Origin of the sequence: Klebsiella pneumoniae, from assembly GCF_000742135.1 — a bacterium.
Classification (GTDB): domain Bacteria; phylum Pseudomonadota; class Gammaproteobacteria; order Enterobacterales; family Enterobacteriaceae; genus Klebsiella; species Klebsiella pneumoniae.
Genome location: NZ_KN046818.1, coordinates 1247672 through 1273507, shown reverse-complemented (window position 1 = coordinate 1273507; position 25836 = coordinate 1247672). Strand labels below are relative to the sequence as shown.

Annotated in this window: 27 protein-coding genes; 21 read left to right on the top strand and 6 right to left on the bottom strand. The window is 56.8% G+C overall.

Annotation, left to right across the window (positions count from 1 at the left end):
• Window positions 1–81 precede the first annotated feature (81 nt).
• The 15 genes from leuS (at window position 82) to lipA (ending at window position 15556) form a co-directional block, all read left to right on the top strand.
• Window positions 82–2664, top strand: coding sequence for a leucine--tRNA ligase (gene leuS / locus DR88_RS19085; RefSeq protein ID WP_004147581.1), 2583 nt, complete (start codon window positions 82–84; stop codon window positions 2662–2664).
• Between the two features lie 14 nt (window positions 2665–2678).
• A complete protein-coding gene (lptE, locus tag DR88_RS19090) occupies window positions 2679–3269 on the top strand; it encodes an LPS assembly lipoprotein LptE (RefSeq protein WP_002894693.1) in 591 nt (196 codons plus the stop codon).
• Complete coding sequence (gene holA / locus DR88_RS19095) at window positions 3269–4300, top strand: DNA polymerase III subunit delta (protein ID WP_002894692.1); 1032 nt, start codon at window positions 3269–3271, stop codon at window positions 4298–4300. The genes lptE and holA overlap by 1 nt, the downstream gene beginning before the upstream one ends.
• On the top strand, window positions 4293–4943 hold the full coding sequence (gene nadD / locus DR88_RS19100) for a nicotinate-nucleotide adenylyltransferase (protein WP_004176879.1): 651 nt from the start codon (window positions 4293–4295) through the stop codon (window positions 4941–4943). Before holA ends, nadD begins: the two co-directional genes overlap by 8 nt.
• Window positions 4944–5015: 72 nt before the next feature.
• A complete protein-coding gene (locus DR88_RS19105) occupies window positions 5016–5645 on the top strand; it encodes an adenosylcobalamin/alpha-ribazole phosphatase (RefSeq protein ID WP_025861874.1) in 630 nt (209 codons plus the stop codon).
• Between the two features lie 222 nt (window positions 5646–5867).
• Window positions 5868–6185: a ribosome silencing factor gene (gene rsfS / locus DR88_RS19110; protein ID WP_002894623.1), complete on the top strand. Its 318-nt coding sequence runs from the start codon at window positions 5868–5870 to the stop codon at window positions 6183–6185.
• Window positions 6186–6188: 3 nt separating this feature from the next.
• The gene (gene rlmH / locus DR88_RS19115) at window positions 6189–6656 is read left to right on the top strand and encodes a 23S rRNA (pseudouridine(1915)-N(3))-methyltransferase RlmH (protein WP_025861873.1); all 468 of its coding nucleotides are present in this window, start codon (window positions 6189–6191) and stop codon (window positions 6654–6656) included.
• 27 nt (window positions 6657–6683) lie between these two features.
• The gene (gene mrdA / locus DR88_RS19120; RefSeq protein ID WP_002894617.1) at window positions 6684–8585 is read left to right on the top strand and encodes a peptidoglycan DD-transpeptidase MrdA; all 1902 of its coding nucleotides are present in this window, start codon (window positions 6684–6686) and stop codon (window positions 8583–8585) included.
• Complete coding sequence (mrdB, locus tag DR88_RS19125; protein WP_002894613.1) at window positions 8585–9697, top strand: peptidoglycan glycosyltransferase MrdB; 1113 nt, start codon at window positions 8585–8587, stop codon at window positions 9695–9697. The genes mrdA and mrdB overlap by 1 nt, the downstream gene beginning before the upstream one ends.
• Before the next feature lie 11 nt (window positions 9698–9708).
• Window positions 9709–10857 carry an endolytic peptidoglycan transglycosylase RlpA gene (gene rlpA, locus DR88_RS19130; RefSeq protein ID WP_004147579.1) on the top strand — a complete coding sequence of 383 codons (1149 nt, stop codon included), beginning with the start codon at window positions 9709–9711 and terminating at the stop codon, window positions 10855–10857.
• 138 nt (window positions 10858–10995) lie between these two features.
• Window positions 10996–12195, top strand: a complete 1200-nt coding sequence (gene dacA, locus DR88_RS19135) for a D-alanyl-D-alanine carboxypeptidase DacA (RefSeq protein WP_002894539.1) — start codon at window positions 10996–10998, stop codon at window positions 12193–12195.
• A gap of 112 nt (window positions 12196–12307) precedes the next feature.
• Window positions 12308–12571 carry a DUF493 family protein YbeD gene (ybeD, locus tag DR88_RS19140; RefSeq protein ID WP_002894474.1) on the top strand — a complete coding sequence of 88 codons (264 nt, stop codon included), beginning with the start codon at window positions 12308–12310 and terminating at the stop codon, window positions 12569–12571.
• Window positions 12572–12675: 104 nt separating this feature from the next.
• Window positions 12676–13320 carry a lipoyl(octanoyl) transferase LipB gene (lipB, locus tag DR88_RS19145; RefSeq protein ID WP_002894472.1) on the top strand — a complete coding sequence of 215 codons (645 nt, stop codon included), beginning with the start codon at window positions 12676–12678 and terminating at the stop codon, window positions 13318–13320.
• A 130-nt stretch (window positions 13321–13450) separates the two neighbouring features.
• Complete coding sequence (locus DR88_RS19150) at window positions 13451–14410, top strand: YbeF family transcriptional regulator (RefSeq protein WP_071531358.1); 960 nt, start codon at window positions 13451–13453, stop codon at window positions 14408–14410.
• Window positions 14411–14590: 180 nt separating this feature from the next.
• On the top strand, window positions 14591–15556 hold the full coding sequence (gene lipA / locus DR88_RS19155; protein WP_002894467.1) for a lipoyl synthase: 966 nt from the start codon (window positions 14591–14593) through the stop codon (window positions 15554–15556).
• A 190-nt stretch (window positions 15557–15746) separates the two neighbouring features.
• On the opposite strand, the gene tatE is transcribed toward lipA, so the two are convergent.
• Window positions 15747–15953 carry a twin-arginine translocase subunit TatE gene (tatE, locus tag DR88_RS19160; RefSeq protein ID WP_002894464.1) on the bottom strand — a complete coding sequence of 69 codons (207 nt, stop codon included), beginning with the start codon at window positions 15951–15953 and terminating at the stop codon, window positions 15747–15749.
• A gap of 242 nt (window positions 15954–16195) precedes the next feature.
• Window positions 16196–16984, bottom strand: a complete 789-nt coding sequence (locus tag DR88_RS19165; RefSeq protein ID WP_004191334.1) for a deaminated glutathione amidase — start codon at window positions 16982–16984, stop codon at window positions 16196–16198.
• Window positions 16985–17073: 89 nt separating this feature from the next.
• On the opposite strand from DR88_RS19165, the gene crcB reads away from it, so the two are divergent.
• A complete protein-coding gene (crcB, locus tag DR88_RS19170) occupies window positions 17074–17457 on the top strand; it encodes a fluoride efflux transporter CrcB (RefSeq protein WP_004223642.1) in 384 nt (127 codons plus the stop codon).
• 67 nt (window positions 17458–17524) lie between these two features.
• On the opposite strand, the gene cspE is transcribed toward crcB, so the two are convergent.
• Together cspE and pagP are read right to left on the bottom strand one after the other, a co-directional pair.
• Window positions 17525–17734 carry a transcription antiterminator/RNA stability regulator CspE gene (cspE, locus tag DR88_RS19175; protein WP_002439184.1) on the bottom strand — a complete coding sequence of 70 codons (210 nt, stop codon included), beginning with the start codon at window positions 17732–17734 and terminating at the stop codon, window positions 17525–17527.
• A gap of 194 nt (window positions 17735–17928) precedes the next feature.
• Window positions 17929–18447: a lipid IV(A) palmitoyltransferase PagP gene (gene pagP / locus DR88_RS19180; RefSeq protein ID WP_004183399.1), complete on the bottom strand. Its 519-nt coding sequence runs from the start codon at window positions 18445–18447 to the stop codon at window positions 17929–17931.
• Between the two features lie 338 nt (window positions 18448–18785).
• On the opposite strand from pagP, the gene dcuC reads away from it, so the two are divergent.
• The 4 genes from dcuC to uspG all read left to right on the top strand — a co-directional run bounded on the left by dcuC (window position 18786) and on the right by uspG (window position 22253).
• The gene (gene dcuC, locus DR88_RS19185; RefSeq protein ID WP_004147571.1) at window positions 18786–20159 is read left to right on the top strand and encodes an anaerobic C4-dicarboxylate transporter DcuC; all 1374 of its coding nucleotides are present in this window, start codon (window positions 18786–18788) and stop codon (window positions 20157–20159) included.
• A gap of 92 nt (window positions 20160–20251) precedes the next feature.
• Entirely contained in the window at window positions 20252–21049 is a 798-nt protein-coding gene (gene rna / locus DR88_RS19190) for a ribonuclease I (protein ID WP_004176884.1), read from the top strand.
• Window positions 21050–21227: 178 nt separating this feature from the next.
• Window positions 21228–21638 carry a nucleoside diphosphate kinase regulator gene (gene rnk, locus DR88_RS19195; RefSeq protein ID WP_002894404.1) on the top strand — a complete coding sequence of 137 codons (411 nt, stop codon included), beginning with the start codon at window positions 21228–21230 and terminating at the stop codon, window positions 21636–21638.
• Window positions 21639–21824: 186 nt separating this feature from the next.
• Window positions 21825–22253, top strand: a complete 429-nt coding sequence (gene uspG, locus DR88_RS19200; protein ID WP_002894401.1) for a universal stress protein UspG — start codon at window positions 21825–21827, stop codon at window positions 22251–22253.
• Between the two features lie 76 nt (window positions 22254–22329).
• Here uspG and ahpF read toward each other — a convergent pair whose 3' ends face one another.
• The gene (ahpF, locus tag DR88_RS19205) at window positions 22330–23895 is read right to left on the bottom strand and encodes an alkyl hydroperoxide reductase subunit F (protein ID WP_004142378.1); all 1566 of its coding nucleotides are present in this window, start codon (window positions 23893–23895) and stop codon (window positions 22330–22332) included.
• Between the two features lie 187 nt (window positions 23896–24082).
• On the bottom strand, window positions 24083–24646 hold the full coding sequence (gene ahpC / locus DR88_RS19210; protein WP_002894394.1) for an alkyl hydroperoxide reductase subunit C: 564 nt from the start codon (window positions 24644–24646) through the stop codon (window positions 24083–24085).
• A 410-nt stretch (window positions 24647–25056) separates the two neighbouring features.
• Between ahpC and dsbG the strand changes: the two genes are divergently transcribed.
• On the top strand, window positions 25057–25806 hold the full coding sequence (gene dsbG / locus DR88_RS19215) for a thiol:disulfide interchange protein DsbG (protein WP_025862042.1): 750 nt from the start codon (window positions 25057–25059) through the stop codon (window positions 25804–25806).
• Window positions 25807–25836: the final 30 nt, after the last annotated feature.

The window sequence follows — 25836 nt, the reverse complement described above, 5'->3', positions numbered from 1 at the left end:
GGGCTATGCTATGCCGATCTGAAATAACACATCCATTGGCTACACTTTGTAGCTGTATTGAAAACAGGACCACTGGCTGCCATGCAAGAGCAATACCGCCCGGAAGAGATAGAATCGAAAGTCCAGCTTCACTGGGACGAAAATCGTACATTTGAAGTAACTGAAGACGAGAGCAAAGAGAAGTATTACTGCCTGTCGATGCTTCCTTATCCTTCTGGTCGACTACACATGGGTCACGTGCGTAACTACACCATCGGCGACGTGATTGCCCGCTACCAGCGCATGCTGGGCAAAAACGTCCTGCAGCCGATCGGCTGGGATGCGTTCGGTCTGCCGGCAGAAGGGGCGGCGGTGAAAAACAACACCGCGCCAGCGCCGTGGACCTACGACAACATCGCCTACATGAAAAACCAGCTAAAAATGCTGGGCTTCGGCTATGACTGGAGCCGCGAGCTGGCGACCTGCACCCCGGAATACTACCGCTGGGAGCAGAAGTTCTTCACCGAGCTGTACAAAAAAGGCCTGGTGTACAAAAAAACCTCCGCAGTGAACTGGTGCCCGAATGACCAGACCGTGCTGGCCAACGAACAGGTTATCGACGGCTGCTGCTGGCGCTGCGATACCAAGGTCGAGCGTAAAGAGATCCCGCAGTGGTTTATTAAAATCACCGCCTACGCCGATGAACTGCTGAACGATCTGGATAAGCTGGACCACTGGCCGGACACCGTGAAGACCATGCAGCGCAACTGGATCGGCCGTTCGGAAGGGGTAGAAATCTCCTTTGACGTCAACGACTACGCTGACAAACTGACTGTCTACACCACCCGTCCGGACACCTTTATGGGTTGTACCTACCTGGCCGTCGCGGCGGGTCACCCGCTGGCGCAGCAGGCTGCGGCGAACAATCCGGCGCTGGCCACCTTTATCGACGAGTGCCGCAATACCAAAGTGGCCGAAGCCGACATGGCGACGATGGAGAAAAAAGGCGTCGATACCGGCTTTAAAGCCATTCATCCGCTGACCGGTGAAGAAATTCCGGTCTGGGCGGCAAACTTTGTGCTGATGGAATACGGCACCGGCGCGGTAATGGCCGTTCCGGGTCACGACCAGCGCGACTACGAGTTCGCCAGCAAGTACGGTCTGAACATTAAGCCGGTTATCCTCGCTGCCGACGGCTCCGAGCCGGATCTCTCCGAGCAGGCGCTGACCGAGAAAGGCGTCCTGTTTAACTCCGGCGAGTTCAGCGGTCTTGATTATGAAGCGGGCTTCAACGCCATTGCCGACAAACTGGCTGCCATGGGCGTGGGCGAGCGTAAAGTTAACTACCGTCTGCGCGACTGGGGCGTATCCCGTCAGCGCTACTGGGGCGCGCCGATCCCGATGGTGACCCTGGAAGATGGCACCGTGCTGCCGACCCCGGAAGATCAGCTGCCGGTGATCCTGCCGGAAGACGTGGTCATGGACGGCATCACCAGCCCGATCAAAGCCGATCCTGAATGGGCCAAGACCACCGTCAACGGCCAGCCGGCGCTGCGCGAAACCGACACCTTTGATACCTTTATGGAATCCTCCTGGTACTATGCGCGCTACACCTGCCCGCAGTATCAGGAAGGAATGCTGGATTCGAAAGCGGCCAACTACTGGCTGCCGGTAGATATCTACATCGGCGGTATCGAACACGCCATCATGCACCTGCTCTACTTCCGCTTCTTCCATAAGCTGATGCGCGACGCGGGCATGGTGAACTCCGATGAGCCGGCGAAACAGCTGCTGTGCCAGGGCATGGTGCTGGCTGACGCGTTCTACTATGTGGGCGAAAACGGCGAACGTAACTGGGTTTCCCCGGTTGACGCCATCGTTGAGCGCGACGAAAAAGGCCGCATCGTGAAGGCCAAAGACGCGGCGGGCCACGAGCTGGTGTACACCGGCATGAGTAAGATGTCCAAGTCGAAAAACAACGGCATCGACCCGCAGGTGATGGTTGAGCGCTACGGCGCGGATACCGTGCGTCTGTTCATGATGTTTGCGTCCCCGGCGGATATGACCCTCGAGTGGCAGGAATCTGGCGTTGAAGGGGCGAACCGCTTCCTGAAACGCGTCTGGAAACTGGTCTACGAGCACACCACTAAAGGAGAGGTTGCGGCACTGAACGTGGCGGCTCTGAGCGAAGATCAGAAAGCGCTGCGTCGCGATATCCACAAAACCATCGCCAAAGTGACCGATGACATCGGCCGTCGTCAGACCTTCAACACCGCCATCGCGGCAATCATGGAGCTGATGAACAAGCTGGCGAAAGCGCCGCAGGAAGATGAGCAGGATCGTGCGCTGATGCAGGAAGCTCTGCTGGCGGTGGTGCGTATGCTCAACCCGTTCACTCCGCACGCCAGCTTCACCCTGTGGCGTGAGCTGAACGGCGAAGGCGATATCGACAACGCGCCGTGGCCGGTAGCGGATGAGAGCGCGATGGTGGAAGACAGCACCCTCGTCGTCGTCCAGGTCAATGGCAAAGTTCGTGGTAAAATTACCGTTGCGGTAGATGCAACTGAAGAGCAGGTTCGCGAGCGCGCCGGCCAGGAACATCTGGTGGCGAAATATCTCGACGGTAAAACCGTGCGTAAAGTGATTTACGTTCCGGGTAAACTGCTCAATCTGGTCGTTGGCTAAGCGCGGGAGGAAGCGTGCGATATCTGGTAACAATGTTGTTATCTCTGGCGGTGCTCGTCACCGCCGGCTGTGGCTGGCATTTGCGTAGCACTACCAAGGTGCCCGCCACCATGAAAACCATGATTTTCCAGTCGAGCGATCCGAACGGCCCGTTAAGCCGCGCGGTACGTAATCAGCTGCGTCTTAACGGCGTGGAACTGATCGACGCCAGCACGCTGCGTAAAGATGTCCCTTCTCTGCGCCTCGATGGCTCGTCGATTCAGAAAGATACCGCATCGGTGTTCCAGGATGGTCGTACGGCGGAGTATCAGATGGTCATGACCGTTCATGCCAGCGTCCTGATCCCGGGTCACGATATCTATCCGATTACCACCAAGGTCTATCGGTCGTTCTTTGATAACCCGCAGGCGGCATTAGCGAAAGACGCCGAGCAGGATATGATTATCCAGGAAATGTACGACAAAGCGGCGGAACAGCTGATTCGTAAGCTGCCAAGCGTTCAGGTAGCGGATGTTGAAGCAACCCAGCAGGAAGAGAAACCGGTCGCCAGCAGCGCGGCGCCGGCTTCCTCGGGTAACCGCGTCTCCACCACGCTGGGTCAATGATGATTCGGTTGTACCCGGAACAGCTCCGCGCGCAGCTCACTGAAGGGCTGCGCGCGGCCTATCTGCTGCTTGGCAACGATCCCCTGCTGTTGCAGGAAAGCCAGGACGCCATTCGCGAAGCTGCTGCCGCGCAGGGCTTTACCGAGCACCATACTTTTTCAATCGACAACAGCACCGACTGGCAGGCGATTTTCGCCTTAAGCCAGGCGATGAGCCTGTTTGCCAGCCGGCAAACCCTGCTGTTGATCCTACCGGAAAACGGCCCCAACGCGGCGATCAATGAACAGCTCGCCACGCTGGTTGGCCTGCTGCACGACGACCTGCTGCTGATAGTTCGCGGAAATAAGCTGACCAAAGCCCAGGAGAATGCCGCATGGCTCACCGCCCTGGCTCAGCGCGCAGTCCAGGTCAGTTGCCAGACGCCGGAATACGCGCAGCTGCCGCGCTGGCTGGCCGCCCGTGCCAAACAGCATCAGCTGCAGCTCGACGACGCGGCCAGTCAGCTGCTGTGCTACTGTTACGAAGGCAATCTGCTGGCGCTGGCGCAGGCGCTGGAGCGTCTGGCGCTGCTCTGGCCGGACGGTAAGCTAACCCTGCCCCGCGTTGAGCAAGCGGTAAACGATGCCGCGCACTTTACGCCTTACCATTGGGTCGATGCCCTACTGGCAGGCAAAAGTAAGCGCGTGCTGCACGTCCTGCAGCAGTTACGCCTTGAAGGCTGCGAGCCGGCGATCCTGCTGCGTACTCTGCAGCGGGAGCTGCTGCTGCTGGTTACCCTCAAGCGCCAGGCGACGCACACGCCGCTGCGCTCGCTGTTTGATAAACATCGGGTCTGGCAAAACCGCCGTCAGCTGCTCAGCGACGCCCTCACGCGCCTGAGCGGGGAACAGCTGCGCCAGGCGGTGACCCTTCTGACCCGCGCGGAGCTCACCTTTAAACAGGATTACGGGCACGACGTCTGGCCCGAACTGGAAAGTCTTTCGTTGTTGCTCTGCCACAAAGCCCTGGCGGACGTTTTTATTGATGGTTGATATGACTCAGTTACAGGCAATCTATGGCGGCACCTTCGATCCGGTGCATTACGGTCACCTCAAGCCGGTTGAGATCCTGGCGAATCAGATTGGCCTGAGCAAGGTCATCATCATGCCTAACAACGTCCCGCCGCACCGGCCGCAGCCGGAAGCCACCAGCGCCCAGCGCGTGCACATGCTGAAGCTGGCGATTGCCGATAAACCGCTGTTCACGCTCGATGAACGCGAACTGCGGCGCGATACCCCCTCCTGGACGGCGCAAACGCTGCAGGAGTGGCGCCAGGAGCAGGGGCCGCGCAAACCGCTGGCGTTTATCATTGGCCAGGATTCGCTACTGACCTTTCCCACCTGGCACAACTATGAAACCATTCTCGACAATGTCCACCTGATTGTTTGCCGCCGCCCGGGTTACCCGCTGACCATGGCGCAGGAAGCGGATCAGCGCTGGCTGGATCGCCATTTAACCCACGACGTGGAGTCTCTGCATAACCGCCCTTCCGGCGTGATCTACCTGGCTGAGACGCCGTGGTTCGATATTTCCGCGACGATCATCCGCCAGCGCCTTGAGCGCGGCGAGTCCTGCGCCGAGATGCTGCCTGCCGCCGTGCTGGATTACATCCGCGAGCAGGGACTCTATTGCTGACCCCAGGCTGGGCCTGGCGCGAAAAAAGCGCTATCGTAACGCCATCTCTTCATCGCCTGTCAGAGCCTGTTCATGAAATTGTGGTTAGTTCGCCATGGCGAAACCGAAGCCAACGTTGCCGGGTTATACAGCGGCCATGCCCCAACGCCCCTGACGCCGCGCGGCGTCGCTCAGGCGCGCGCGCTCGGCGAACGGCTGCGCCTGGCGCCTTTCGATAAAGTATTCTGTAGCGAGCTGGCGCGGACCGGGACAACGGCCGATCTGCTGCTTGGCGACCGCGCTATTCCGCGTAAGCGCCATCCCGCGCTCAATGAGATGTTTTTCGGCGACTGGGAGATGCGTCATCATCGCGACCTCCAGCGAGAAGATGCGGAAAACTATGCCGCCTGGTGTGCCGACTGGCAGCATGCGGCCCCCACCAACGGCGAAAGCTTTCAGAATTTTGCCCACCGCGTCAGCGAGTTTATCCCAACGCTGACCGACTGCCGCCATCTTGACCACCTGCTGATCGTCGGCCATCAGGGCGTCCTGAGCCTGCTGACCGCCCTGCTGCTGCAGATGCCTGCGGCGGCGATGTGGCACTTTCCCATTGCCCATGGCGCCTGGAGCCTCCTCGAAATCCGCGACGATTTCACCACCCTGCGGGTATTAAATAGCCAGGCCGTCTGGCAGCCGCAAGAAGAATTCCCGCCAGACCATTGACAGGCCAGAGCAGGCTGTTATTCTCCGCTGCCAGGCAGCATCCGCCAAAGCCGGTTTGCAGAAATTGTTTTACAAAAATGGCGATGCAATCCGCGGCGAGGGATGGGATGATAGCCCGCCACGAACGCCTGCCGACAGACATTTCACCCGACTTTTTCATCAGTTCAGGTATACTGTCAGGCTCTTTATGATTATCAATCTTCATGCACCCAGGGGGAACACTTGCAGGGTAAAGCACTCCAGGATTTTGTTATCGACAAAATTGATGACCTGAAAGGTCAGGACATCGTTGCCATTGATGTACATGGCAAATCCAGCATCACCGATTGCATGATTATCTGCACCGGCACCTCCACGCGTCATGTGATGTCTATCGCCGACCACGTGGTTCAGGAGTCCCGCGCCGCCGGCATGCTGCCGCTGGGCGTTGAAGGGGAAGCCGCCGCCGACTGGATCGTCGTCGACCTCGGCGACGTGATGGTCCACGTCATGCAGGAAGAGAGCCGTCGTCTGTACGAGCTGGAAAAACTCTGGAGTTAATGCGTGAAGTTGCAGCTGGTGGCCGTTGGCACCAAAATGCCGGACTGGGTACAGACCGGCTTTAGCGAGTATCTGCGCCGTTTTCCCAAAGATATACCGTTCGAGCTGGTGGAGATCCCTGCCGGTAAGCGCGGTAAGAACGCTGATATCAAACGCATCCTCGAAAAAGAGGGCGAGATGATGTTAGCCGCTGCCGGTAAGAACCGCATCGTGACCCTGGATATTCCGGGTAAACCATGGGATACATCGCAGCTGGCGCGCGAACTGGAACGCTGGAAACAGGACGGGCGCGACGTCAGTTTACTGGTAGGCGGCCCGGAAGGTCTCTCTCCCGCCTGTAAAGCAGCGGCGGAACAGAGTTGGTCGCTCTCCACCCTCACCTTACCTCACCCGCTGGTGCGCGTACTGGTGGCCGAGAGTCTGTACCGGGCGTGGAGCATCACCACCAACCACCCGTACCACCGTGAGTAATGATGATCAGGGTAGACTAAGCAGCGAATGAAATTACAGAATTCTTTCCGCGACTATACGGCTGAATCCTCGCTGTTCGTGCGCCGGGCGCTGGTCGCTTTTTTGGGGATTTTGCTGCTTACCGGCGTTCTGATCGCCAACCTGTACAATGTGCAAATCGTTCGCTTCGACGACTATCAGACGCGCTCGAACGAAAACCGCATCAAGCTGGTGCCGATCCCGCCGAGCCGCGGCATTATTTACGATCGCAACGGCACCCCGCTGGCGCTTAACCGCACCATTTACCAGCTGGAGATGATGCCGGAGAAAGTCGATAACGTACAGCAGACGCTGGATGCGCTACGCGACGTCGTCGATTTAACCGACGATGACATCGCCGGTTTCAAAAAGGAGCGCGCCCGCTCCCATCGTTTTACCTCGATTCCGGTAAAGGTCAACCTCAGCGAAGTGCAGGTGGCCCGCTTTGCCGTCAACCAGTACCGCTTTCCCGGCGTGGAAGTCAAAGGCTACAAGCGTCGTTATTACCCCTATAATTCGGCGCTGACTCACGTCATTGGCTATGTCTCAAAAATTAACGATAAAGACGTCGACCGCCTGGATAAAGAGGGCAAGCTGGCCAACTACGCCTCGACGCACGACATTGGGAAGCTGGGTATAGAGCGTTATTACGAGGACGTTCTGCACGGTCAGACCGGCTACGAAGAGGTTGAAGTGAACAACCGCGGCCGCGTCATTCGTCAGCTGAAAGAGGTGCCTCCGCAGGCCGGACGCGACATCTACCTCACCCTCGACCTCAAGCTGCAGCAGTATATTGAAACGCTGCTGGCCGGCAGCCGCGCCGCCGTGGTGGTGACCGACCCGCGTACCGGCGCTATTCTGGCGCTGGTTTCAACCCCGAGCTATGACCCGAACCTGTTCGTCGACGGCATCTCCAGCAAAGATTACTCCGCGCTGCTCAACGACCCGAACACACCGCTGGTCAACCGAGCGACGCAGGGGGTCTATCCGCCGGCGTCGACGGTCAAACCGTACGTCGCCGTCTCGGCGCTGAGCGCCGGGGTGATCACTCGCAACACCAGCCTCTTCGACCCCGGCTGGTGGCAGTTGCCCGGCTCAGAGAAACGCTATCGTGACTGGAAAAAGTGGGGCCACGGCCATCTGAACGTCACCAAAGCGCTCGAGGAGTCTGCAGATACCTATTTCTACCAGGTCGCCTATGACATGGGCATCGACCGTCTCTCAGAGTGGATGAGCAAGTTTGGCTACGGCCACTACACCGGTATCGACCTCTCCGAGGAGCGCTCTGGCAACATGCCGACCCGCGAATGGAAGCTCAAGCGCTTTAAGAAACCCTGGTACCAGGGGGACACCATTCCGGTGGGCATCGGCCAGGGTTACTGGACCGCCACGCCGATCCAGATGAACAAAGCGCTGATGATCCTGATTAACGACGGCGTGGTGAAGGTGCCTCATCTGCTGCAGAGCACCGTGGAAGACGGCAAGCCCGTACCCTGGGTCCAGCCCCATGAGCCGCCGGTAGGCGATATCCATTCCGGCTATTGGGAAATCGCCAAAGACGGCATGTACGGCGTGGCCAACCGCGGCAACGGCACCGCGCACAAATACTTCGCCAGCGCGCCGTATAAAATCGCGGCCAAGTCAGGTACCGCTCAGGTGTTCGGCCTGAAGGCCAACGAAACCTATAACGCGCACCGGATCTCCGAGCGCTTGCGCGACCATAAACTGATGACGGCGTTTGCGCCTTATAACAACCCGCAGGTTGCCGTGGCGATGATTCTGGAAAACGGCGGCGCCGGCCCGGCGGTCGGTACCATTATGCGCCAGATCCTCGATCACATCATGCTGGGCGATAACAACACTACGCTGCCAAGCGAAAACCCGGCGGTAACCGCAGGGGAGGATCAATAATGACGGATAATCCGAACAAAAAATCGCTATGGGATAAAATCCATCTTGACCCCACCATGCTGCTTATCCTGCTGGCGCTGCTGACCTACAGCGCGCTGGTTATCTGGAGCGCCAGCGGTCAGGACGTCGGCATGATGGAGCGTAAAATCGGCCAGATCGCCATGGGCGTGGTGATCATGATCGTCATGGCGCAGATCCCGCCGCGGGTCTATGAAGGCTGGGCGCCCTACCTCTATATTTTCTGTATCATCCTGCTGGTAGCCGTTGACGCCTTCGGCGCCATCTCCAAAGGGGCGCAGCGCTGGCTGGATCTCGGTATTGTGCGCTTTCAGCCGTCGGAGATCGCCAAAATAGCCGTGCCGCTGATGGTGGCGCGGTTTATTAACCGCGATGTCTGTCCACCGTCGCTGAAGAACACCGGCATTGCCCTGGTGCTAATCTTCCTGCCAACGCTGCTGGTGGCGGCGCAGCCTGACCTCGGGACCTCGATCCTGATCGCCCTATCCGGGCTGTTTGTGCTGTTCCTCTCCGGCCTCAGCTGGCGCCTGATTGGTATCGCCGTGGTGCTGGTCGCCGCCTTTATTCCGATCCTGTGGTTCTTCCTGATGCACGACTATCAGCGTCAGCGCGTGATGATGCTCCTCGATCCGGAAACCGACCCGCTGGGCGCCGGCTATCACATTATTCAGTCTAAAATTGCCATTGGCTCCGGCGGTCTGCGCGGCAAAGGCTGGCTGCACGGCACCCAGTCGCAGCTGGAGTTTCTGCCGGAACGCCACACCGACTTTATCTTCGCCGTCCTCGCCGAAGAGCTGGGCCTGATTGGCGTACTGATCCTGCTAGCGCTTTATATTCTGCTGATTATGCGCGGACTGTGGATCGCCGCCCAGGCGCAAACCACCTTTGGCCGGGTCATGGCCGGTGGTTTAATGTTGATTTTATTCGTTTATGTCTTCGTAAATATTGGTATGGTGAGTGGTATTTTACCGGTGGTGGGCGTACCGTTGCCGCTGGTGAGCTACGGGGGCTCCGCCCTGATCGTACTGATGGCCGGGTTTGGTATCGTAATGTCGATCCATACCCACAGAAAAATGTTGTCGAAAAGCGTTTAAAGGGGTTAGCAATGCGTAAGCAATGGCTGGGGATCTGCATAGCAGCGGGGCTGCTGGCGGCATGTTCGAGTGATGACGTGCAACAAAAAACGGTCAGTACTCCACAGCCGGCCGTCTGTAATGGCCCGACGGTTGAGATCAGCGGCGCCGATCCGCAGTATGAAACGCCGAACGCCACGGCGAATCAGGATTATGAGCGCGACGGTAAAAGCTACAAAATCGTTCAGGATCCGGCCAACTTTACTCAGGCCGGTTTCGCGGCGATCTATGACGCGGAACCCAACAGCAACCTGACCGCCAGCGGCGAAGCCTTCGATCCGACTCAGCTGACCGCAGCGCACCCGACGCTGCCGATCCCGAGCTACGCGCGGATCACTAACCTTGCCAACGGACGGATGATCGTCGTGCGGATTAACGATCGCGGTCCCTATGGCAACGATCGGGTCATCTCGCTTTCCCGCGCATCCGCTGACCGCCTGAACACCTCCAACAACACCAAAGTGCGCATCGACCCCATCATCGTCGCGCCTGACGGTTCGCTTTCCGGCCCGGGGATGGCCTGTACCACCGTCGCCAAACAAACTTACGCCCTGCCCGCCCGTCCGAATCTGGACGGAGGGGACGCCGCTGGCATGAGCCAGCCCGCGCCCACTGACGTTCGCCCGATCAGCAACAGCACGCTGACGCCGGCAGACAGCGTGGGCGCGCCGGTGAACAGCGGCGGTTTCCTCGGCGCGCCGACGCCCCTGAACAACGGCGTGCTGGAGAGTAGCGAACCAGCGGCAGCCGCCGCGACGGCTCCTGCCGCCGGCGCCACGCCAACAGCGCCAGTGACCGCGCCTGGCTCCATTCAGGGTAATGTGGCGCCCGCTGCGGCCACCGCCGCAGCCGCTGGCGCCGTGGCGGCCTCGTCCTCGGCGACCTCCAGCGCCAGCGGTAATTTTGTTGTCCAGGTGGGCGCAGTAAGCGACCAGACGCGGGCGCAGCAGTATCAGCAGCGCCTGAGCCAGCAGTTTTCTGTGCCAGGCCGGGTCATGCAAAACGGCGCGGTCTGGCGTATTCAGCTGGGTCCCTTTGCTGATAAAGCACAGGCCAGCGCCGTGCAGCAGCGCCTGCAAAGCGAAGCGCAGCTGCAGTCCTTTATTACTCGCGCCAACTAAACGCCGCGGGCCGCCCGTTCACCTCGCGCATGTAAAAGTCATTAACAAACTCATGCGCAATGTCGGATGCTGGCCCGCAGAGCATTTGCTATAGTAAGGCACTTTTTTAACTCCATCACGGATGCCGTTGTTCTGACCATGAAGACCTCTTTCACAGCTCGTTTACTCATTACGGCGCTCTCCGTTGCAGCGCTCTCCTCCGCTGCCCGCGCCGATGACCTGAATATCAAAACGATGATCCCAGGCGCCCCGCAGATTGACGCCGAATCCTGGATCCTTATCGATTACAACTCTGGCAAGGTACTGGCTGAAAACAATGCCGACTCCCGCCGCGACCCGGCCAGTCTGACCAAAATGATGACCAGCTATGTTATCGGTCAGGCGATGAAAGCGGGCAAATTCAAAGAGTCCGATCTGGTCACCGTCGGCAACGATGCCTGGGCCACCGGCAACCCGGTTTTCAAAGGCTCTTCTCTGATGTTCCTCAAGCCGGGCATGCAGGTGCCGGTTTCTCAGCTGATCCGTGGTATTAACCTGCAGTCCGGTAACGATGCCTGCGTGGCGATGGCCGACTACGTCGCCGGCAGCCAGGACGCCTTCGTCAGCCTGATGAACAACTACGTCAATGCTCTGGGCCTGAAAAACACCCATTTCCAGACCGTTCACGGTCTTGATGCTGACGGACAGTACAGCTCCGCGCGCGACATGGCGCTGATTGGCCAGGCGCTGATCCGCGACGTACCGAACGAGTACTCCATCTATCGTGAGAAAGAGTTCACTTTCAACGGCATCCGCCAGCTGAACCGTAACGGCCTGCTGTGGGATAACAGCCTGAACGTCGACGGCATCAAAACCGGCCATACCGACAAAGCGGGTTACAACCTCGTCGCCTCCGCCACCGAAGGCCAGATGCGCCTGATCTCCGCGGTAATGGGTGGCCGGACGTTCAAAGGCCGTGAGTCGGAAAGCAAAAAACTGCTTACCTGGGGCTTCCGCTTCTTCGAAACCGTCAACCCGATTAAAGCTGGCAAAGAGTTTGCCTCCGAACCGGCCTGGTTCGGCGACAGCGATCGCGCTTCGCTGGGGGTGGATAAAGACGTCTACCTGACCATTCCGCGCGGCCGAATGAAAGATCTGAAAGCCAGCTACGTGCTGAATAACACTGAGCTGCACGCCCCGCTGCAGAAAAACCAGGTTGTCGGCACCATTAACTTCCAGTTGGATGGTAAAACCATCGACCAGCGTCCGCTGGTGGTCCTGCAGGAAATTCCGGAAGGTAATTTCTTCGGCAAAATTATTGATTACATTAAATTAATGTTCCACCACTGGTTTGGTTAAAAATCGAACACTTGAAAGTGTGATTTCCATCCCCATATACTATTCATCCAAGTAACCTGATAACTCCCGCCCTTGGTGGGAGTTATTATTTTGTCGTAACACCGGAGCTGACATGAAAACCAAACTTAACGAACTGCTTGAATTCCCTACGCCATTTACTTACAAAGTAATGGGGCAGGCGTTGCCGGAGCTGGTTGATCAGGTGGTGGAAGTGGTACAGCGCCATGCGCCTGGTGATTACTCGCCGTCAGTAAAACCGAGCAGCAAAGGTAACTACCACTCGGTCTCCATCACCATCAACGCCACCCACATTGAACAAGTGGAAACGCTGTACGAAGAGTTAGGCAATATCGATATCGTTCGGATGGTGCTGTAACCTTTTCCCTGACCCGGCCGCCGTGCCGGGTCTTCTCATTCCCTTCTGCACGGCTGTGATATACTCCCCAACCTGAATTCTCTCTTCCCGGCGGAGATGTTGTTTTGCAGCACAATAAAATTCTTATCCGGCAGCTTGGCCTGCAACCTTACGAACCCGTCTCGCAGGCGATGCATGAATTTACCGACGCCCGTGATGAAGATACCCTCGACGAGATCTGGCTGGTGGAACATCACCCCGTATTCACCCAGGGTCAGGCCGGCAAAGCGGAACACGTGCTGGTGCCCGGCGATATTCCGGTGATCCAGAGCGATCGCGGCGGCCAGGTCACCTATCACGGTCCGGGACAGCAGGTGATGTACGTCCTGTTGGACCTCAAGCGCCGTAAGCTGGGCGTGCGGGAGCTGGTGACGCTACTGGAGCAAACGGTCGTCAATACCCTGGCTGAATATAGTATCGAGTCGCACCCCCGCGCCGACGCCCCTGGCGTCTATGTCGGCGAACGCAAAATCTGCTCTCTGGGATTGCGGATCCGTAAAGGTTGTTCTTTCCACGGTCTGGCGCTTAATATCGCCATGGATCTCACACCGTTTCTGCGTATCAACCCCTGCGGCTATGCCGGTATGGAGATGACGCAAATGCGCCAGTGGCAGCCGGCAGCCTCCCCGGAGACGGTCGCTCCGCGGCTGGTCGCCAATCTGCTGGCGCTGCTAAATCATCCACCGCACGAATATCTTCCCCGGGATTAAGCGGCAGGCCAACGTCCCGCTGTCAGCGGGGCGCTAAACGAGTAACACGTTATTTTTGCAATCAATTGTCACGCACGGCAACGCGGTGGGCCGCTATACTTGGCCTATCATTCCCAACCGGACTCATCGCGTGCCAGAGAATACGCCTCCGTCAGAATCTCCTGACAGACAGGATGAACGTTACGATCGTCAAATGTTTCGCATCCTGCGTAATATTGACCTCAATCTGTTGACGATCTTTGAAGCGGTATACGTACATAAAGGTATCGTCAACGCCGCGAAGATACTCAATATCACACCCTCGGCGATTAGCCAGTCAATTAACAAACTGCGGGCGCTGTTCCCCGATCCGCTATTTATCCGCAAAGGACAGGGCGTCACCCCCACCGCCTATGCCACCCATCTTCATCAATACATCAGCCGCGGCATGGAAGCTTTCCTCAGCGCGCTGGATATCACCGGTAGCCCGCACCAGCAGCGGGTGATCACTATCGCCACTACGCCAGCGATGGGAGCGCTGCTGATGCCTGGCCTGGCCAGCGCGCTGAAGCCGACCTTTCCGCAGATCCTGTTGCACAATATCGCCATCGTCGACGCCGCGAGGCAGCTTGACCAGCGCCAGGTGGATCTGCTCATTGATACCCACCTGCACAGCGGCCAGGCGATAAGCCATCATGTGCTGTTTCAGGATCGGGTACAGATGTACTGCCGCGCAGGACATCCCGCGCTGGACGGTCCGCAGGATGAAACGACCCTCGCGGAGTACGAATTTGCGCTGCTGCTGCCGGAAGGCCAGCGCTACCCCACCCTCCATCGCCGACTACAGGAAGAGATGGGCGAGCGCCGCTGCGGCTTTAGCACCTTTAACCTGATGACCCAGGCGGCGATGATCGCCGGGAGCGATATGCTGGGTCTGACCACCGAACGCCTGTTCGCCATGGTGTCCCGTCTCTGGCCGCTGCAGACCCTGGATTTCCCTTCCCTCGGTGAAGAGCAGATTGACGTTGCGCTGCACTTTAATAAGCTGAGCGGGAAAGAGCCATTGCTGAAAGAGATCATCGAGACGGTGATCCGCTCGTTTAAGGCGTAGCGCACGGAAGGGAAAAGGATAAAACAACAACTATTTTACAATTTGCCGGGCAGGCAGGCTGCTTTCTGCCCCTTTTCAATGGTATACTGCCTGCTCTTGATTCAAAAATAGTTGATAATTGCAACATTTCATTGAATTAATTCGCTTTCCTTCGTGACTCGCAACTGGAACACGCACGCTATGAGTAAACCCATTGTGATGGAACGCGGTGTTAAGTACCGCGACGCCGATAAAATGGCCCTTATCCCGGTGAAAAACGTGGCAACTGAGCGTGAAGCTCTGCTCAGAAAACCGGAATGGATGAAAATCAAACTTCCGGCAGACTCGTCCCGTATCCAGGGAATCAAAGCAGCGATGCGTAAGAACGGCCTGCACTCTGTGTGCGAAGAGGCCTCCTGCCCGAACCTTGCAGAATGCTTCAACCACGGTACCGCGACCTTTATGATCCTCGGCGCGATCTGTACCCGCCGTTGCCCGTTCTGCGACGTCGCGCATGGACGCCCGGTCGCGCCAGATGCAAACGAGCCACAAAAGCTGGCGCAAACTATCGCCGATATGGGTCTGCGCTATGTCGTAGTCACCTCGGTAGACCGTGACGACCTGCGTGATGGCGGCGCACAGCATTTTGCCGACTGCATCAGCGCCATTCGCGAGAAAAACCCGTCGATTAAGATCGAAACGCTGGTTCCGGATTTCCGCGGCCGCATGGATCGCGCACTTGATATTCTGACGGTGACCCCGCCGGATGTCTTCAACCATAACCTCGAAAACGTGCCCCGTCTTTATCGTCAGGTACGTCCGGGCGCGGATTACAACTGGTCGCTGAAGCTGCTGGAGCGTTTTAAAGAAGCGCACCCGGAGATCCCGACGAAATCCGGCCTGATGGTAGGTCTGGGCGAAACCAACGACGAGATCATCGAAGTGATGCGCGACCTGCGTCGCCATGGCGTCACCATGCTGACGTTAGGCCAGTATCTGCAGCCGAGCCGTCACCACCTGCCGGTGCAGCGCTACGTCAGCCCGGAAGAGTTTGAAGAGATGAAAGCGGAAGCGATGGCGATGGGCTTCACCCACGCCGCCTGCGGTCCCTTCGTCCGCTCTTCCTATCATGCCGACCTGCAGGCTAAAGGGATGGAAGTTAAATAACCCACCGCTTCCGCCGCTGCGCGCCTGTTCGGCGCAGCGGCTCTCTCCGCTTCATCCGTTTCGCCTGTCCGTAACAGTTAGTTGCATCTTTTCTCCGCGGCGTCGACAAAAACGACAAAGGCCGCAACGATAAACGTCGCGGCCTCTTCGCCGTACCGCCAGCATCCCGTCAGGGGACGCAGCCGGAGAATTACTCTTTATGAGAGAGCTTCTGCGCCGGCGCTTCTTCTTCTGCGGTGGTTTTCTTCGCGCTATCGTCATCTTCGTTCATGGCTTTTTTAAAGCCCTTGATAGCCGACCCCAGGTCGCCGCCCAGCGTACGTAATTTCTTGGTACCAAACACTAAGATAATCAGTGCTGCGACTACCAGCAGTTTGGTAATACTAATCTCACCCATAGCTAACCTTCTTCTCTATACAAGCTGCGAATACGCCATCATACACGCATTTATCCGTCCTATTGTAATCCACCTGTGCGTGGGCTGCGTGTTTCGGCCCATAGCCTCCCCTCCGGGAGTGAGCGCTGAGATGTCCATCCTGACGTGCACAGCGAATTATTGGGATAAACAATACGGGTATTTGACGCGCGGACACAATAGCAATCTGTAACAAGGTGAATCAAGCCTTGTTTAAAAAAACGTCATAATAATTGCGGTGGCGCAAATCGTCGGTTCCGCAGCACTGGCAAACGCTCGCGAACGCGCGCAAGGTCATCCGCTAAGAGATCGGCAAAGATCAGCTGCGGCTCGCTCCCGGCCCCCGCCAGAGTGGTCCCCAGCGGATCGACGATGCGGCTCAGCCCGATATTGCGCGTTCCGCATTCGCCTGCCGCCACGATATAGCAGGTAGTATCGAGAGCGCGTGCCGCCAGCAGCGTCGCCCAGTGATGCTCTTTCTGCGGCCCTTTCACCCATGCAGCGGGCAGCACCAGCAGCTGTGCCCCATTCAGGGCCAACGAAAGCGCCAGTTCCGGAAAGCGAAGATCGTAGCAGGTCATCAGGCCAACGCGTAATCCCGCCACCTCAATCACCGGCGGGATCTGCTGACCGGGATCCACCCGCCGGGACTCCTGCATCGCGAAGGCGTCATATAGATGAAGTTTATGATAATGGGCAATCACTGCGCCTTCCCGCAATACCACCAACGTGTTGGTCGCTCTCCCCTCCCCTGACGGCACATGGAGCGTCAGGACCGTGGTCAGGCTGTTACGCCTGCTCTCGGCCAACAGCGGCTGCAAAAATGCGCCATCCAGCGGCTGGGCCGATTTAACTGACAGATCCGGGTCGTTGTCATCCCGCGCCAGCAACGCCTCCGGCAGCACCAGCAGCGCCGCCCCTTCTTGCTCCGCCTGCTGCATCATCGCCACACAGGTTTGCGCATTCGTCCGCCATACTGGCGTGACGGCAAATTGTCCTGCCGCTACCCGCATGTTCTTCTCCCGTCAGGTTATGGATAGCCAATCGCGCCCGATGCGCGCTACACTTGACACTCTCTTACATCAAATAGCAGGAAACGACCGTGTTTCAACTTCTTTGCGCCGTTTTTATTGGCGGCGGCACCGGCAGCGTATTGCGCTGGTGGCTCGGCATGAAGCTCAATCCTGTGCACCATGCTATCCCGATTGGGACTCTAACGGCCAACCTGTTAGGCGCCTTTGTGATTGGCGCCGGGCTGGCGTGGTTTAATCGTCTGACCGGTATTGACCCGATGTGGAAACTGCTGATTACCACCGGTTTCTGCGGCGGCCTGACCACGTTCTCCACCTTTTCTGCGGAAGTGGTGTTTCTCCTGCAGCAGGGCCGGGTAAGCTGGGCGCTGCTCAACGTCGCGGTGAATTTGCTGGGTTCGTTTGCGATGACGGCGCTCGCCTTCTGGCTTTTCTCGCAGGCGGCCAGCCGCTAAAAGCGAAGGAGACAGGCAAAAAAAAACCCGCTTATTAGCGGGTTTTTATATTCTACTGACGCGTTGCTTACAGAGCGATGACGTTTGCAGCAGAAGGGCCTTTGGCACCGTTAGTGATTTCGAACTCTACGCGCTGACCTTCAGCCAGAGTTTTGAAACCGTTGGACTGGATTGCAGAGAAGTGTACGAATACATCTTTGCTGCCATCTTCCGGAGTAATGAAACCGAATCCTTTGGACTCATTAAACCACTTAACGTTACCTTTAATCTTAGACATCAAAATTACCTTTATATGAAAAATCGACACTAATGCTGTGTCGGGTATCAGTACACCAATTGTGGTACCTTTTGTCCAGTGCAACTTTGCTAAAAAGTGATAAAAGTCGCTATCTTTTTTAGTGGGTAACGCTTTAGTCCTTGTTTTTGCACAAGACCTTCCGCTTATCTCATTTATTGCTAAGACTTAGCGAATTAAAACTGGAAGCGCGCCCAGGCGAAGTAAACGTTACCGTTATTGTAGGTGCCGGGAATATAGGTCATCTGGAAAGTTGCCGGACCGTAACCTATTGACGCCAATGGCAAGATCACCGGGATCGGGATGTAGTTCCAGTTATCGCGCGCCGTGACGCCGAGGGTATAGCCAAGGCCGAGGTGGAAATTCTGGTCCGTCAGCGGGCGCCAGGTTTTCTCCCAGCCGTAGCCGCCGATGGGCTCCCACTTATTAAAAGAGTCTTTAAACGCCATCAGGTACAGGCCATGCCAGTTCCCTTTCTCATCCCAGCGCGAGACGCCGAAACCTGCCCCCCACGGACGTTCGTTATACTTATCGGTTTTTTCCTTGTCATAGGCAAAGCGCGCATGCCAGGTGATGGCTGGAACGTACAAATCATAGTGCTCCGGCTCATTCCAGGTCTGCGCTACGTTATTACTTAAGGTATGGTAACCTTCGCTAAGGGTCGATGAAAACGACGCGCTGGCGTTTCCGGACACCAATAACCATCCTAAAAAACCAAGAGAAAACAATGAAAAACGACGTAACATCAACACTTTTCTATTACCACTTTGATTTAAAAACCACCTAAAATAGCAAAGATAATCTCAATGCAGGTTGAACGAAATAAGGCAAACTCCTGATTTTCGCCCGCTGTCCATCAGAACGGCTTAACTATCCATCTGGTGATTATATCCAGGCGTGATGGGGGACGTGTAGTTCTTATCGCTTTATTGATTTGCATCAGCGAGTTTTGTCCGTTTTTTCGGCACATTCGCACATTAAAATTTGGTGTGGTGCTTTTTATCTACATATTCTTTGGGTTTAGGGGTAATAAATGCTGACGTTTATTGAGATCCTGATAGGGATTGTGGTCATTGTGGGCGTAGCCCGCTATATCATTAAAGGCTTCTCGGCCACCGGGGTGCTGTTCGTCGGAGGCTTAATCTTACTGATCGTCAGCGCCCTGCTGGGACATAAAGTGTTACCGGGTAATACCGCGAGCACCGGCTATTCCGCTACCGATATTATTGAATACATTAAGATTCTACTCATGAGCCGCGGCGGCGATCTGGGCATGATGATCATGATGCTGTGCGGCTTCGCCACCTATATGACCCATATTGGCGCCAATGATATGGTGGTCAAATTAGCGTCGAAGCCGTTGCGCTATATTAATTCGCCCTATCTGCTGATGATTGCCGCCTATTTTGTCGCCTGCCTGATGTCGCTGGCCGTCTCCTCCGCGACCGGCCTTGGCGTACTGCTGATGGCGACGCTGTTCCCGGTAATGGTGAATGTCGGTATCAGCCGCGGGGCCGCCGCCGCCATCTGCGCCTCACCGGCGGCGATTATCCTCTCGCCAACCTCGGGTGACGTCGTCCTGGCGGCCAAAGCCGCTGAAATGCCGCTGATCGACTTTGCTTTTAAAACCACGCTGCCGATCTCCATCGCGGCCATTATCTGCATGGCGATCGCCCACTTTTTCTGGCAGCGCTATCTGGATAAAAAAGAGCACATTTCTCACGAGATGCTCGATGTCAACGACATCACCACCACCGCCCCGGCGCTGTATGCCATTCTGCCGTTTACCCCGATCATCGGCGTGCTGATCTTTGACGGTAAATGGGGGCCGGAGCTGCACATTATCACCATCCTCGTTGGCTGCATGCTGCTGGCGGCGATCCTCGAGTTCCTGCGCGGTTTCAACACCAAAAACGTCTTTAGCGGGCTGGAAGTCGCCTACCGTGGAATGGCCGACGCCTTCGCCGGCGTAGTGATGCTGTTGGTTGCCGCCGGCGTCTTTGCCCAGGGGTTAAGCACTATCGGCTTTATCAACGGTCTGATCTCAATCGCCACCTCCTTCGGCTCGGCCAGCATTATTCTGATGCTGGTGCTGGTGATCCTGACCATGCTGGCGGCAATGACCACCGGTTCCGGTAATGCCCCGTTCTACGCCTTCGTTGAGATGATCCCCAAGCTGGCGCACTCCTCCGGCATCAATCCGGCCTACCTGTCGATTCCGATGCTGCAGGCTTCTAACCTCGGCCGCACGATATCGCCCGTCTCCGGGGTGGTGGTCGCCGTTGCCGGGATGGCGAAGATTTCCCCATTCGAAGTGGTCAAGCGCACCTCAGTGCCGGTGCTCGTTGGCCTGCTGGTGGTGATCGTTGCTACTGAAATCCTGGTGCCCGGCAGCGCGCTCCACTAATGGTCTAACCACGCGAAAAGGCGCCAGCGGGCGCCTTTTTTATGCTTTAATAACTCCCCGTTATCTTTTGCCATCCATAATCAGGAATAAAAATGTTCAGGAAGGATTTCGCCGCGATTGCCCTTGTGCTTACCGCCACTCAGGCCGGTGCTGAACCGCTCACCGCGACGCGATACGCTGATTTTGACCGCTACGTCCTTGCCCTCTCCTGGCAAACCGGATTCTGTCAGAGCATGTATGACCGCAATCGCAACGAACCGGAAGAGTGTCGCCTGCAGCAGGACACCGCGAATAAAGCCGACTTTCTGACCGTGCATGGCCTGTGGCCCGGGCTGCCAAAGTCCATTGCCGCGCGCGGAGTGGATGAACGTCGCTGGATGCGCTACGGCTGCGCCACGCGTCCGGTGCCCAACATGCCGGAGGTAAAAGCGAACCGCAAATGCCAGGCGGCGGAGACCGGACTGTCGCTGGAGATGGCCAATAAACTTAATAATGTGATGCCGGGATCGGGCGGCACCTCCTGCCTGGAACGCTACGAATATGCCAAACATGGCGTCTGCTTCGGCTTCGATCCCGACAGCTACTTTGGCGCCATGGTGCGACTAAACGGTGAAATTAAGCGCAGCCCGGTGGGGGATTTTCTCGCGAAGCACTATGGCCAAACGGTCAGCCGCGCCGACTTCGACGCCGCCGTGGCCCGCGCCTGGGGTCCGCAGAGCGTGAAGGCGTTTAAGCTAACCTGCAACGGTAATCCGGCCTATCTGACGGAGATGCAAATCTCGCTCAACGCCGCGACCATCAACGCCCCGCTGGCCACTTCCGCTTTTCTGCCCCAGCCTCACCCGGGTAACTGCGGCGCACAGTTTATCCTCGATAAGGTTGGCCACTAGCGTAAAGCGGGATGCTGATTGGAAAACACCGTCCGCCGGATGGTGTTGCACGCTGAATGTGCGTTTCATCACTTCAAACTGCCGGCAACTCTCAGTATGATGGTAGGACCTTAACCCTTGCCCCTTTCGGCGAGGGTTTTCTTTTACGGACAGGTTCCTGGATAACATGGAGTATGCAATGACCAGACCCGCAATCATCATTAATGAACTGGATGCCGAACGTATCGACAGGCTGCTGGAGCAGCCGGCTTTCGCCAACTCACCGGTTGCCGATGCCCTGAATGAGGAACTCGACCGCGCGCAAATGCTGGCCCCGGAAGCGATGCCGCATGATGTCGTCACCATGAATAGCAGGGTAAAATTCCGCGATTTAACCAGCGGCGAAGAGCGCGTGCGGACGCTGGTGTTTCCGTCACAGGTGACCGACAGCGCCAGCCAGCTCTCCGTCCTCGCGCCGGTGGGCGCCGCGCTGCTGGGCCTGAAAGTCGGCAGCACCATTCACTGGGAGCTGCCGGGCGGCGCATCGACGCACCTGGAAGTGCTGGAGCTATTGTACCAGCCGGAAGCCGCTGGCGAATTCCACCGCTAATCCCGCTGCCTGAGGCGTTTCGCGCTTTATTCAGAGGATGTCCGCACATCCTCTTTCTGCTGTTTTCCCGCCGCTTACCCTTTTTTACGCTTTGCGCCTGTCTGGCTGACAGTTTTGCGACCTGAATGACACAATATCCGCATATAATATGTTGATATAGACGCAAACGAACAAGGAGGATTGCATATGTATAAGACTATCATTATGCCGGTTGATGTCTTTGAGATGGCGCTGAGCGATAAAGCCGTCCGGCACGCGGAGTTTCTGGCCCAGCAGGACGGGGTGATCCATCTGCTCCACGTCTTACCGGGTTCCGCGAGCTTTACCATGAGCCGTTTTACCGCCGACCTGCGGCGGTTTGAGGAACATCTGCAGCATGAGGCGGAGACTCGCCTGCAGACGATGGTCAGCCACTTCAGCATTGACCCGTCTCGTATCAAGCTACATGTCCGTTTTGGCAGCGTGCGCGATATGGTCAACGAACTGGCCAGCGAAATTAACGCCGACGTGGTAGTTATTGGCTCACGCAATCCCTCCATCAGTACCCACCTGCTCGGCTCCAATGCCTCAAGCGTGATCCGCCATGCCCATATCCCGGTAATGGTCGTCAGGTAAGAATGACGAAAAGAGTATAAAAAAAGAGGCTACCCCTGGGTAGCCTCTTTGTTATGCAGGTCTATTGTCTGACTTGTTATGCGGTTTTCGTGCGGATCAGGTAGTCGAAAGCGCTCAGCGATGCTTTTGCCCCTTCCCCTGCCGCGATAATAATCTGTTTGTACGGCACGGTGGTGCAATCGCCCGCGGCGAACACGCCTTTGACGTTGGTTTCGCACTTCGCATCGATGATGATCTCGCCCATGCGGTTGCGCTCAACGGCGCCTTCCAGCCAGGTGGTGTTAGGCAGCAGGCCAATCTGGACGAAGATCCCCGCCAGCGCGACATGATGCTCATCGCCGCTCACCCGGTCACGATACTGCAGACCGGTGACTTTGCTGCCATCGCCTTTCACTTCCGTGGTCTGCGCATTAAGAATGATGTCGACATTCTTCAGGCTGCGGACTTTATCCTGCAACACCTGGTCGGCTTTCATCTCTGGGGCAAACTCCAGCAGGGTCACATGCTCTACGACGCCCGCCAGGTCAATGGCGGCTTCCACGCCGGAGTTCCCGCCGCCGATTACCGCTACGCGTTTGCCCTTAAACAGCGGACCATCGCAGTGAGGGCAGTAGGTCACGCCCTTGGTGCGATACTGTTCTTCGCCCGGCACGTTCATATTGCGCCATTTCGCCCCGGTGGCGATGATGACGCTACGCGCCTTGAGCACCGCGCCGGAGGCGGTTTCGATCTGATGCAGGCCGCCCTCTGTCGCCGCCGGCGTCAGTTTGGTCGCACTCTGGGAGTCGATCACGTCGACGTTATAGTCATTGACGTGCGCTTTCAGCGCGCCTGCCAGCTTCTGGCCTTCAGTTTTCGGCACCGAAATATAGTTTTCGATATCCACGGTATCCAGCACCTGACCGCCGAAGCGTTCGCCCATCAGGCCGGTACGAATCCCTTTACGTGCAGAGTAGACCGCCGCCGCCGCGCCGGACGGGCCGGAGCCAACGATCAGTACATCGTAAGCGTCACGCTGATTCAGCTCTTCCGCTGCGCGTTTTTCCGCACCAGTATCCACTTTGGCGACGATTTCAGTCAGCGTCATCCGTCCCTGACCAAACTCCTGACCGTTCATGAACACCGCTGGCACGCCCATGACGTTACGCTCGGTGATCTCATTCTGGAAGGTCCCGCCGTCAATCGCCGTGTGTTTGATGCGCGGGTTGAGCACCGCCATCAGGTTCAGGGCCTGGACCACGTCCGGGCAGTTATGACAGGAGAGCGAATAGTAGGTTTCGAATTCGAAATCGCCATCAATATCGCGGATCTGCTCCAGCAGCGACTGGGCCTCTTTCGACGGATGACCGCCGGTCCACAGCAGCGCCAGCACCAGCGAGGTAAACTCGTGGCCCAGCGGGGAGCCTGCAAAACGCGGGCCCTGGTCGGAACCTGGGTTAGTAATCAGGAACGAGGGCTTACGTACCGCGAGCGTGTTGTCTTCTTTAAAGGTGACTTTGTCTGACAGTTCAGCGATTTCAGCCAACAGTTCCTTGATTTCTGCCGATTTAGCGCTGTCATCCAGCGTGGCAATCAGCTCAACAGGCTTGGTCAGCTTCTCAAGGTAGGCCTTGAGCTGGGTTTTCATGTTGGTGTCGAGCATTGTTATCTCCTGGGCTTAAAACATCATCATGCAAGCGGCCTCGTCAGGCTGCCTGAATGCGCTTGCATCATGGTGTTGGAATAAAATGGGCGCGAAAGCGCCCATTGATTGCCGGGTGGCACGCCGTTTACCCGGCCTACGATCTTGTAGGCCCGTGCAAGCGTAGCGCCGCCGGGCACAAACAGACTTAGATCTTACCAACCAGATCTAAAGAAGGAGCCAGCGTCGCTTCGCCTTCTTTCCATTTCGCCGGGCAGACTTCGCCTGGGTGAGAAGCAACGTACTGCGCCGCTTTGATTTTGCGCAGCAGGTCAGACGCATCACGGCCGATACCTTCAGCGGTAACTTCGATCGCCTGGATGATACCCTGCGGGTCAACGACGAAGGTAGCGCGGTCAGCCAGACCTTCATCTTCACGCATGTTGTCGAAGTTACGGGTCAGGGCGCCAGTCGGGTCGCCGATCATCGCATATTTGATTTTGGCGATGGTTTCAGAGCTGCTGTGCCACGCTTTGTGGGTGAAGTGGGTATCGGTAGACACAGAGTAAACGTCTACGCCCAGCTTCTGCAGTTCTTCGTAATGGTCAGCCACGTCGCCCAGTTCGGTCGGGCAGACGAAGGTGAAGTCAGCCGGATAGAAGAAGAAGACGCTCCAGCGGCCTTCGGTGTCTTTCTCGGTGACTTCGATGAATTCACCATTTTTGAATGCCTGGTTTTTGAACGGTTTGATTTTGGTGTTAATTAAGGACATCTATACTTCCTCCGTGTTTTCGTTGAGGTCTAAGTTAACGAATTTTTCCTGACCCGACCAATGCGTTTACATTATCGAATCGATAAGCGTTATCTAACAACCGGAACAAGACAACTCTGTGAACCTGTCGACGCGTTCAGCGCTAATCGCTGTTTTTCGCATCATTTGCCGCGACAAAAGTAAAAAGGCCACCTTTCAGGCGGCCCCGTTACCTGAAATACCCGAGGGTAGGTTCAGCGCCAGTCAGACTGGCTATGTGTTGCGCTCTACATTACCTTAATGTAACAGCATCCAAGATTACATCACCCACGCCAGCAAAGGGCAATCCGTCATTCTGCTGATCTTGCCTATGACTGTGATAGGTTCGACAATCGTTTTGCCCTTTCCTGCTGATTTTACAAGGAATACTTATGTTAAAGCGTCTTCTGTTACTCAGCCTTTTGCCGTTATGCAGCCATGCGGAGGAACTCCCCGCTCCGGTAAAAGCGATTGAAAAACAGGGCATTACCATTATAAAACCCTTTGAGGCGCCGGGGGGAATGAAAGGCTGGCTGGGCAAATACCAGGACATGGGGGTCGCCATCTACCTAACGCCGGATGGTAAACACGCGATCTCCGGCTATATGTATGATGAGAACGGCAGCAACCTCAGCGAGCAGCTGTTTCAGAAAGAACTCTATACCCCGGCGGGACAAGAGATGTGGAAGAAGATGGCCAGCGCCCACTGGCTGCAGGATGGTCGCAAGGACGCCCCTATCGTGCTGTATATCTTTGCCGATCCCTTCTGTCCCTACTGCAAGCAGTTCTGGCAGCAATCCCGCCCCTGGGTAGAGGCCGGTAAAGTGCAGATCCGCACTCTGCTGGTGGGGGTGATTAAGCCGGAGAGCCCGGCCACCGCCGCGGCGATTCTCGCCAGCAGCGATCCGGCGAAAACCTGGCATGATTACGAGCAATCGAATGGGAAAATGGCTCTGACGATCCCGAAAGCAATTCCGCCGGAGAAAATGAAAATGCTCAACGTCAACCAGCAGCTGATGGACGATCTGGGAGCCAACGTGACGCCGGCGATTTATTATATGAATAAAGATAATATGCTGCAGCAGGTGGTCGGCCTACCGGATAAAGAGAAACTGCATATTATGATGGGTGAAAAAGAGTAATTCCATCCCGCAATGGCGCCTGGCGGAAGC

Bases quoted from the DNA above. Each gene is read 5' to 3' on its own strand.
- dsbG (WP_025862042.1), top strand. From the start codon at position 25,057: ATGTTAAAGCGTCTTCTGTTACTCAGCCTTTTGCCGTTATGCAGCCAT.
- cspE (WP_002439184.1), bottom strand. From the start codon at position 17,734: ATGTCTAAGATTAAAGGTAACGTTAAGTGGTTTAATGAGTCCAAAGGA.
- rlpA (WP_004147579.1), top strand. From the start codon at position 9,709: ATGCGTAAGCAATGGCTGGGGATCTGCATAGCAGCGGGGCTGCTGGCG.
- leuS (WP_004147581.1), top strand. From the start codon at position 82: ATGCAAGAGCAATACCGCCCGGAAGAGATAGAATCGAAAGTCCAGCTT.
- holA (WP_002894692.1), top strand. From the start codon at position 3,269: ATGATTCGGTTGTACCCGGAACAGCTCCGCGCGCAGCTCACTGAAGGG.
- ahpC (WP_002894394.1), bottom strand. From the start codon at position 24,646: ATGTCCTTAATTAACACCAAAATCAAACCGTTCAAAAACCAGGCATTC.
- uspG (WP_002894401.1), top strand. From the start codon at position 21,825: ATGTATAAGACTATCATTATGCCGGTTGATGTCTTTGAGATGGCGCTG.
- rna (WP_004176884.1), top strand. From the start codon at position 20,252: ATGTTCAGGAAGGATTTCGCCGCGATTGCCCTTGTGCTTACCGCCACT.
- ybeD (WP_002894474.1), top strand. From the start codon at position 12,308: ATGAAAACCAAACTTAACGAACTGCTTGAATTCCCTACGCCATTTACT.
- dcuC (WP_004147571.1), top strand. From the start codon at position 18,786: ATGCTGACGTTTATTGAGATCCTGATAGGGATTGTGGTCATTGTGGGC.
- mrdA (WP_002894617.1), top strand. From the start codon at position 6,684: ATGAAATTACAGAATTCTTTCCGCGACTATACGGCTGAATCCTCGCTG.
- rnk (WP_002894404.1), top strand. From the start codon at position 21,228: ATGACCAGACCCGCAATCATCATTAATGAACTGGATGCCGAACGTATC.
- DR88_RS19165 (WP_004191334.1), bottom strand. From the start codon at position 16,984: ATGCGGGTAGCGGCAGGACAATTTGCCGTCACGCCAGTATGGCGGACG.
- lipA (WP_002894467.1), top strand. From the start codon at position 14,591: ATGAGTAAACCCATTGTGATGGAACGCGGTGTTAAGTACCGCGACGCC.
- tatE (WP_002894464.1), bottom strand. From the start codon at position 15,953: ATGGGTGAGATTAGTATTACCAAACTGCTGGTAGTCGCAGCACTGATT.
- dacA (WP_002894539.1), top strand. From the start codon at position 10,996: ATGAAGACCTCTTTCACAGCTCGTTTACTCATTACGGCGCTCTCCGTT.
- nadD (WP_004176879.1), top strand. From the start codon at position 4,293: ATGGTTGATATGACTCAGTTACAGGCAATCTATGGCGGCACCTTCGAT.
- DR88_RS19105 (WP_025861874.1), top strand. From the start codon at position 5,016: ATGAAATTGTGGTTAGTTCGCCATGGCGAAACCGAAGCCAACGTTGCC.
- ahpF (WP_004142378.1), bottom strand. From the start codon at position 23,895: ATGCTCGACACCAACATGAAAACCCAGCTCAAGGCCTACCTTGAGAAG.
- mrdB (WP_002894613.1), top strand. From the start codon at position 8,585: ATGACGGATAATCCGAACAAAAAATCGCTATGGGATAAAATCCATCTT.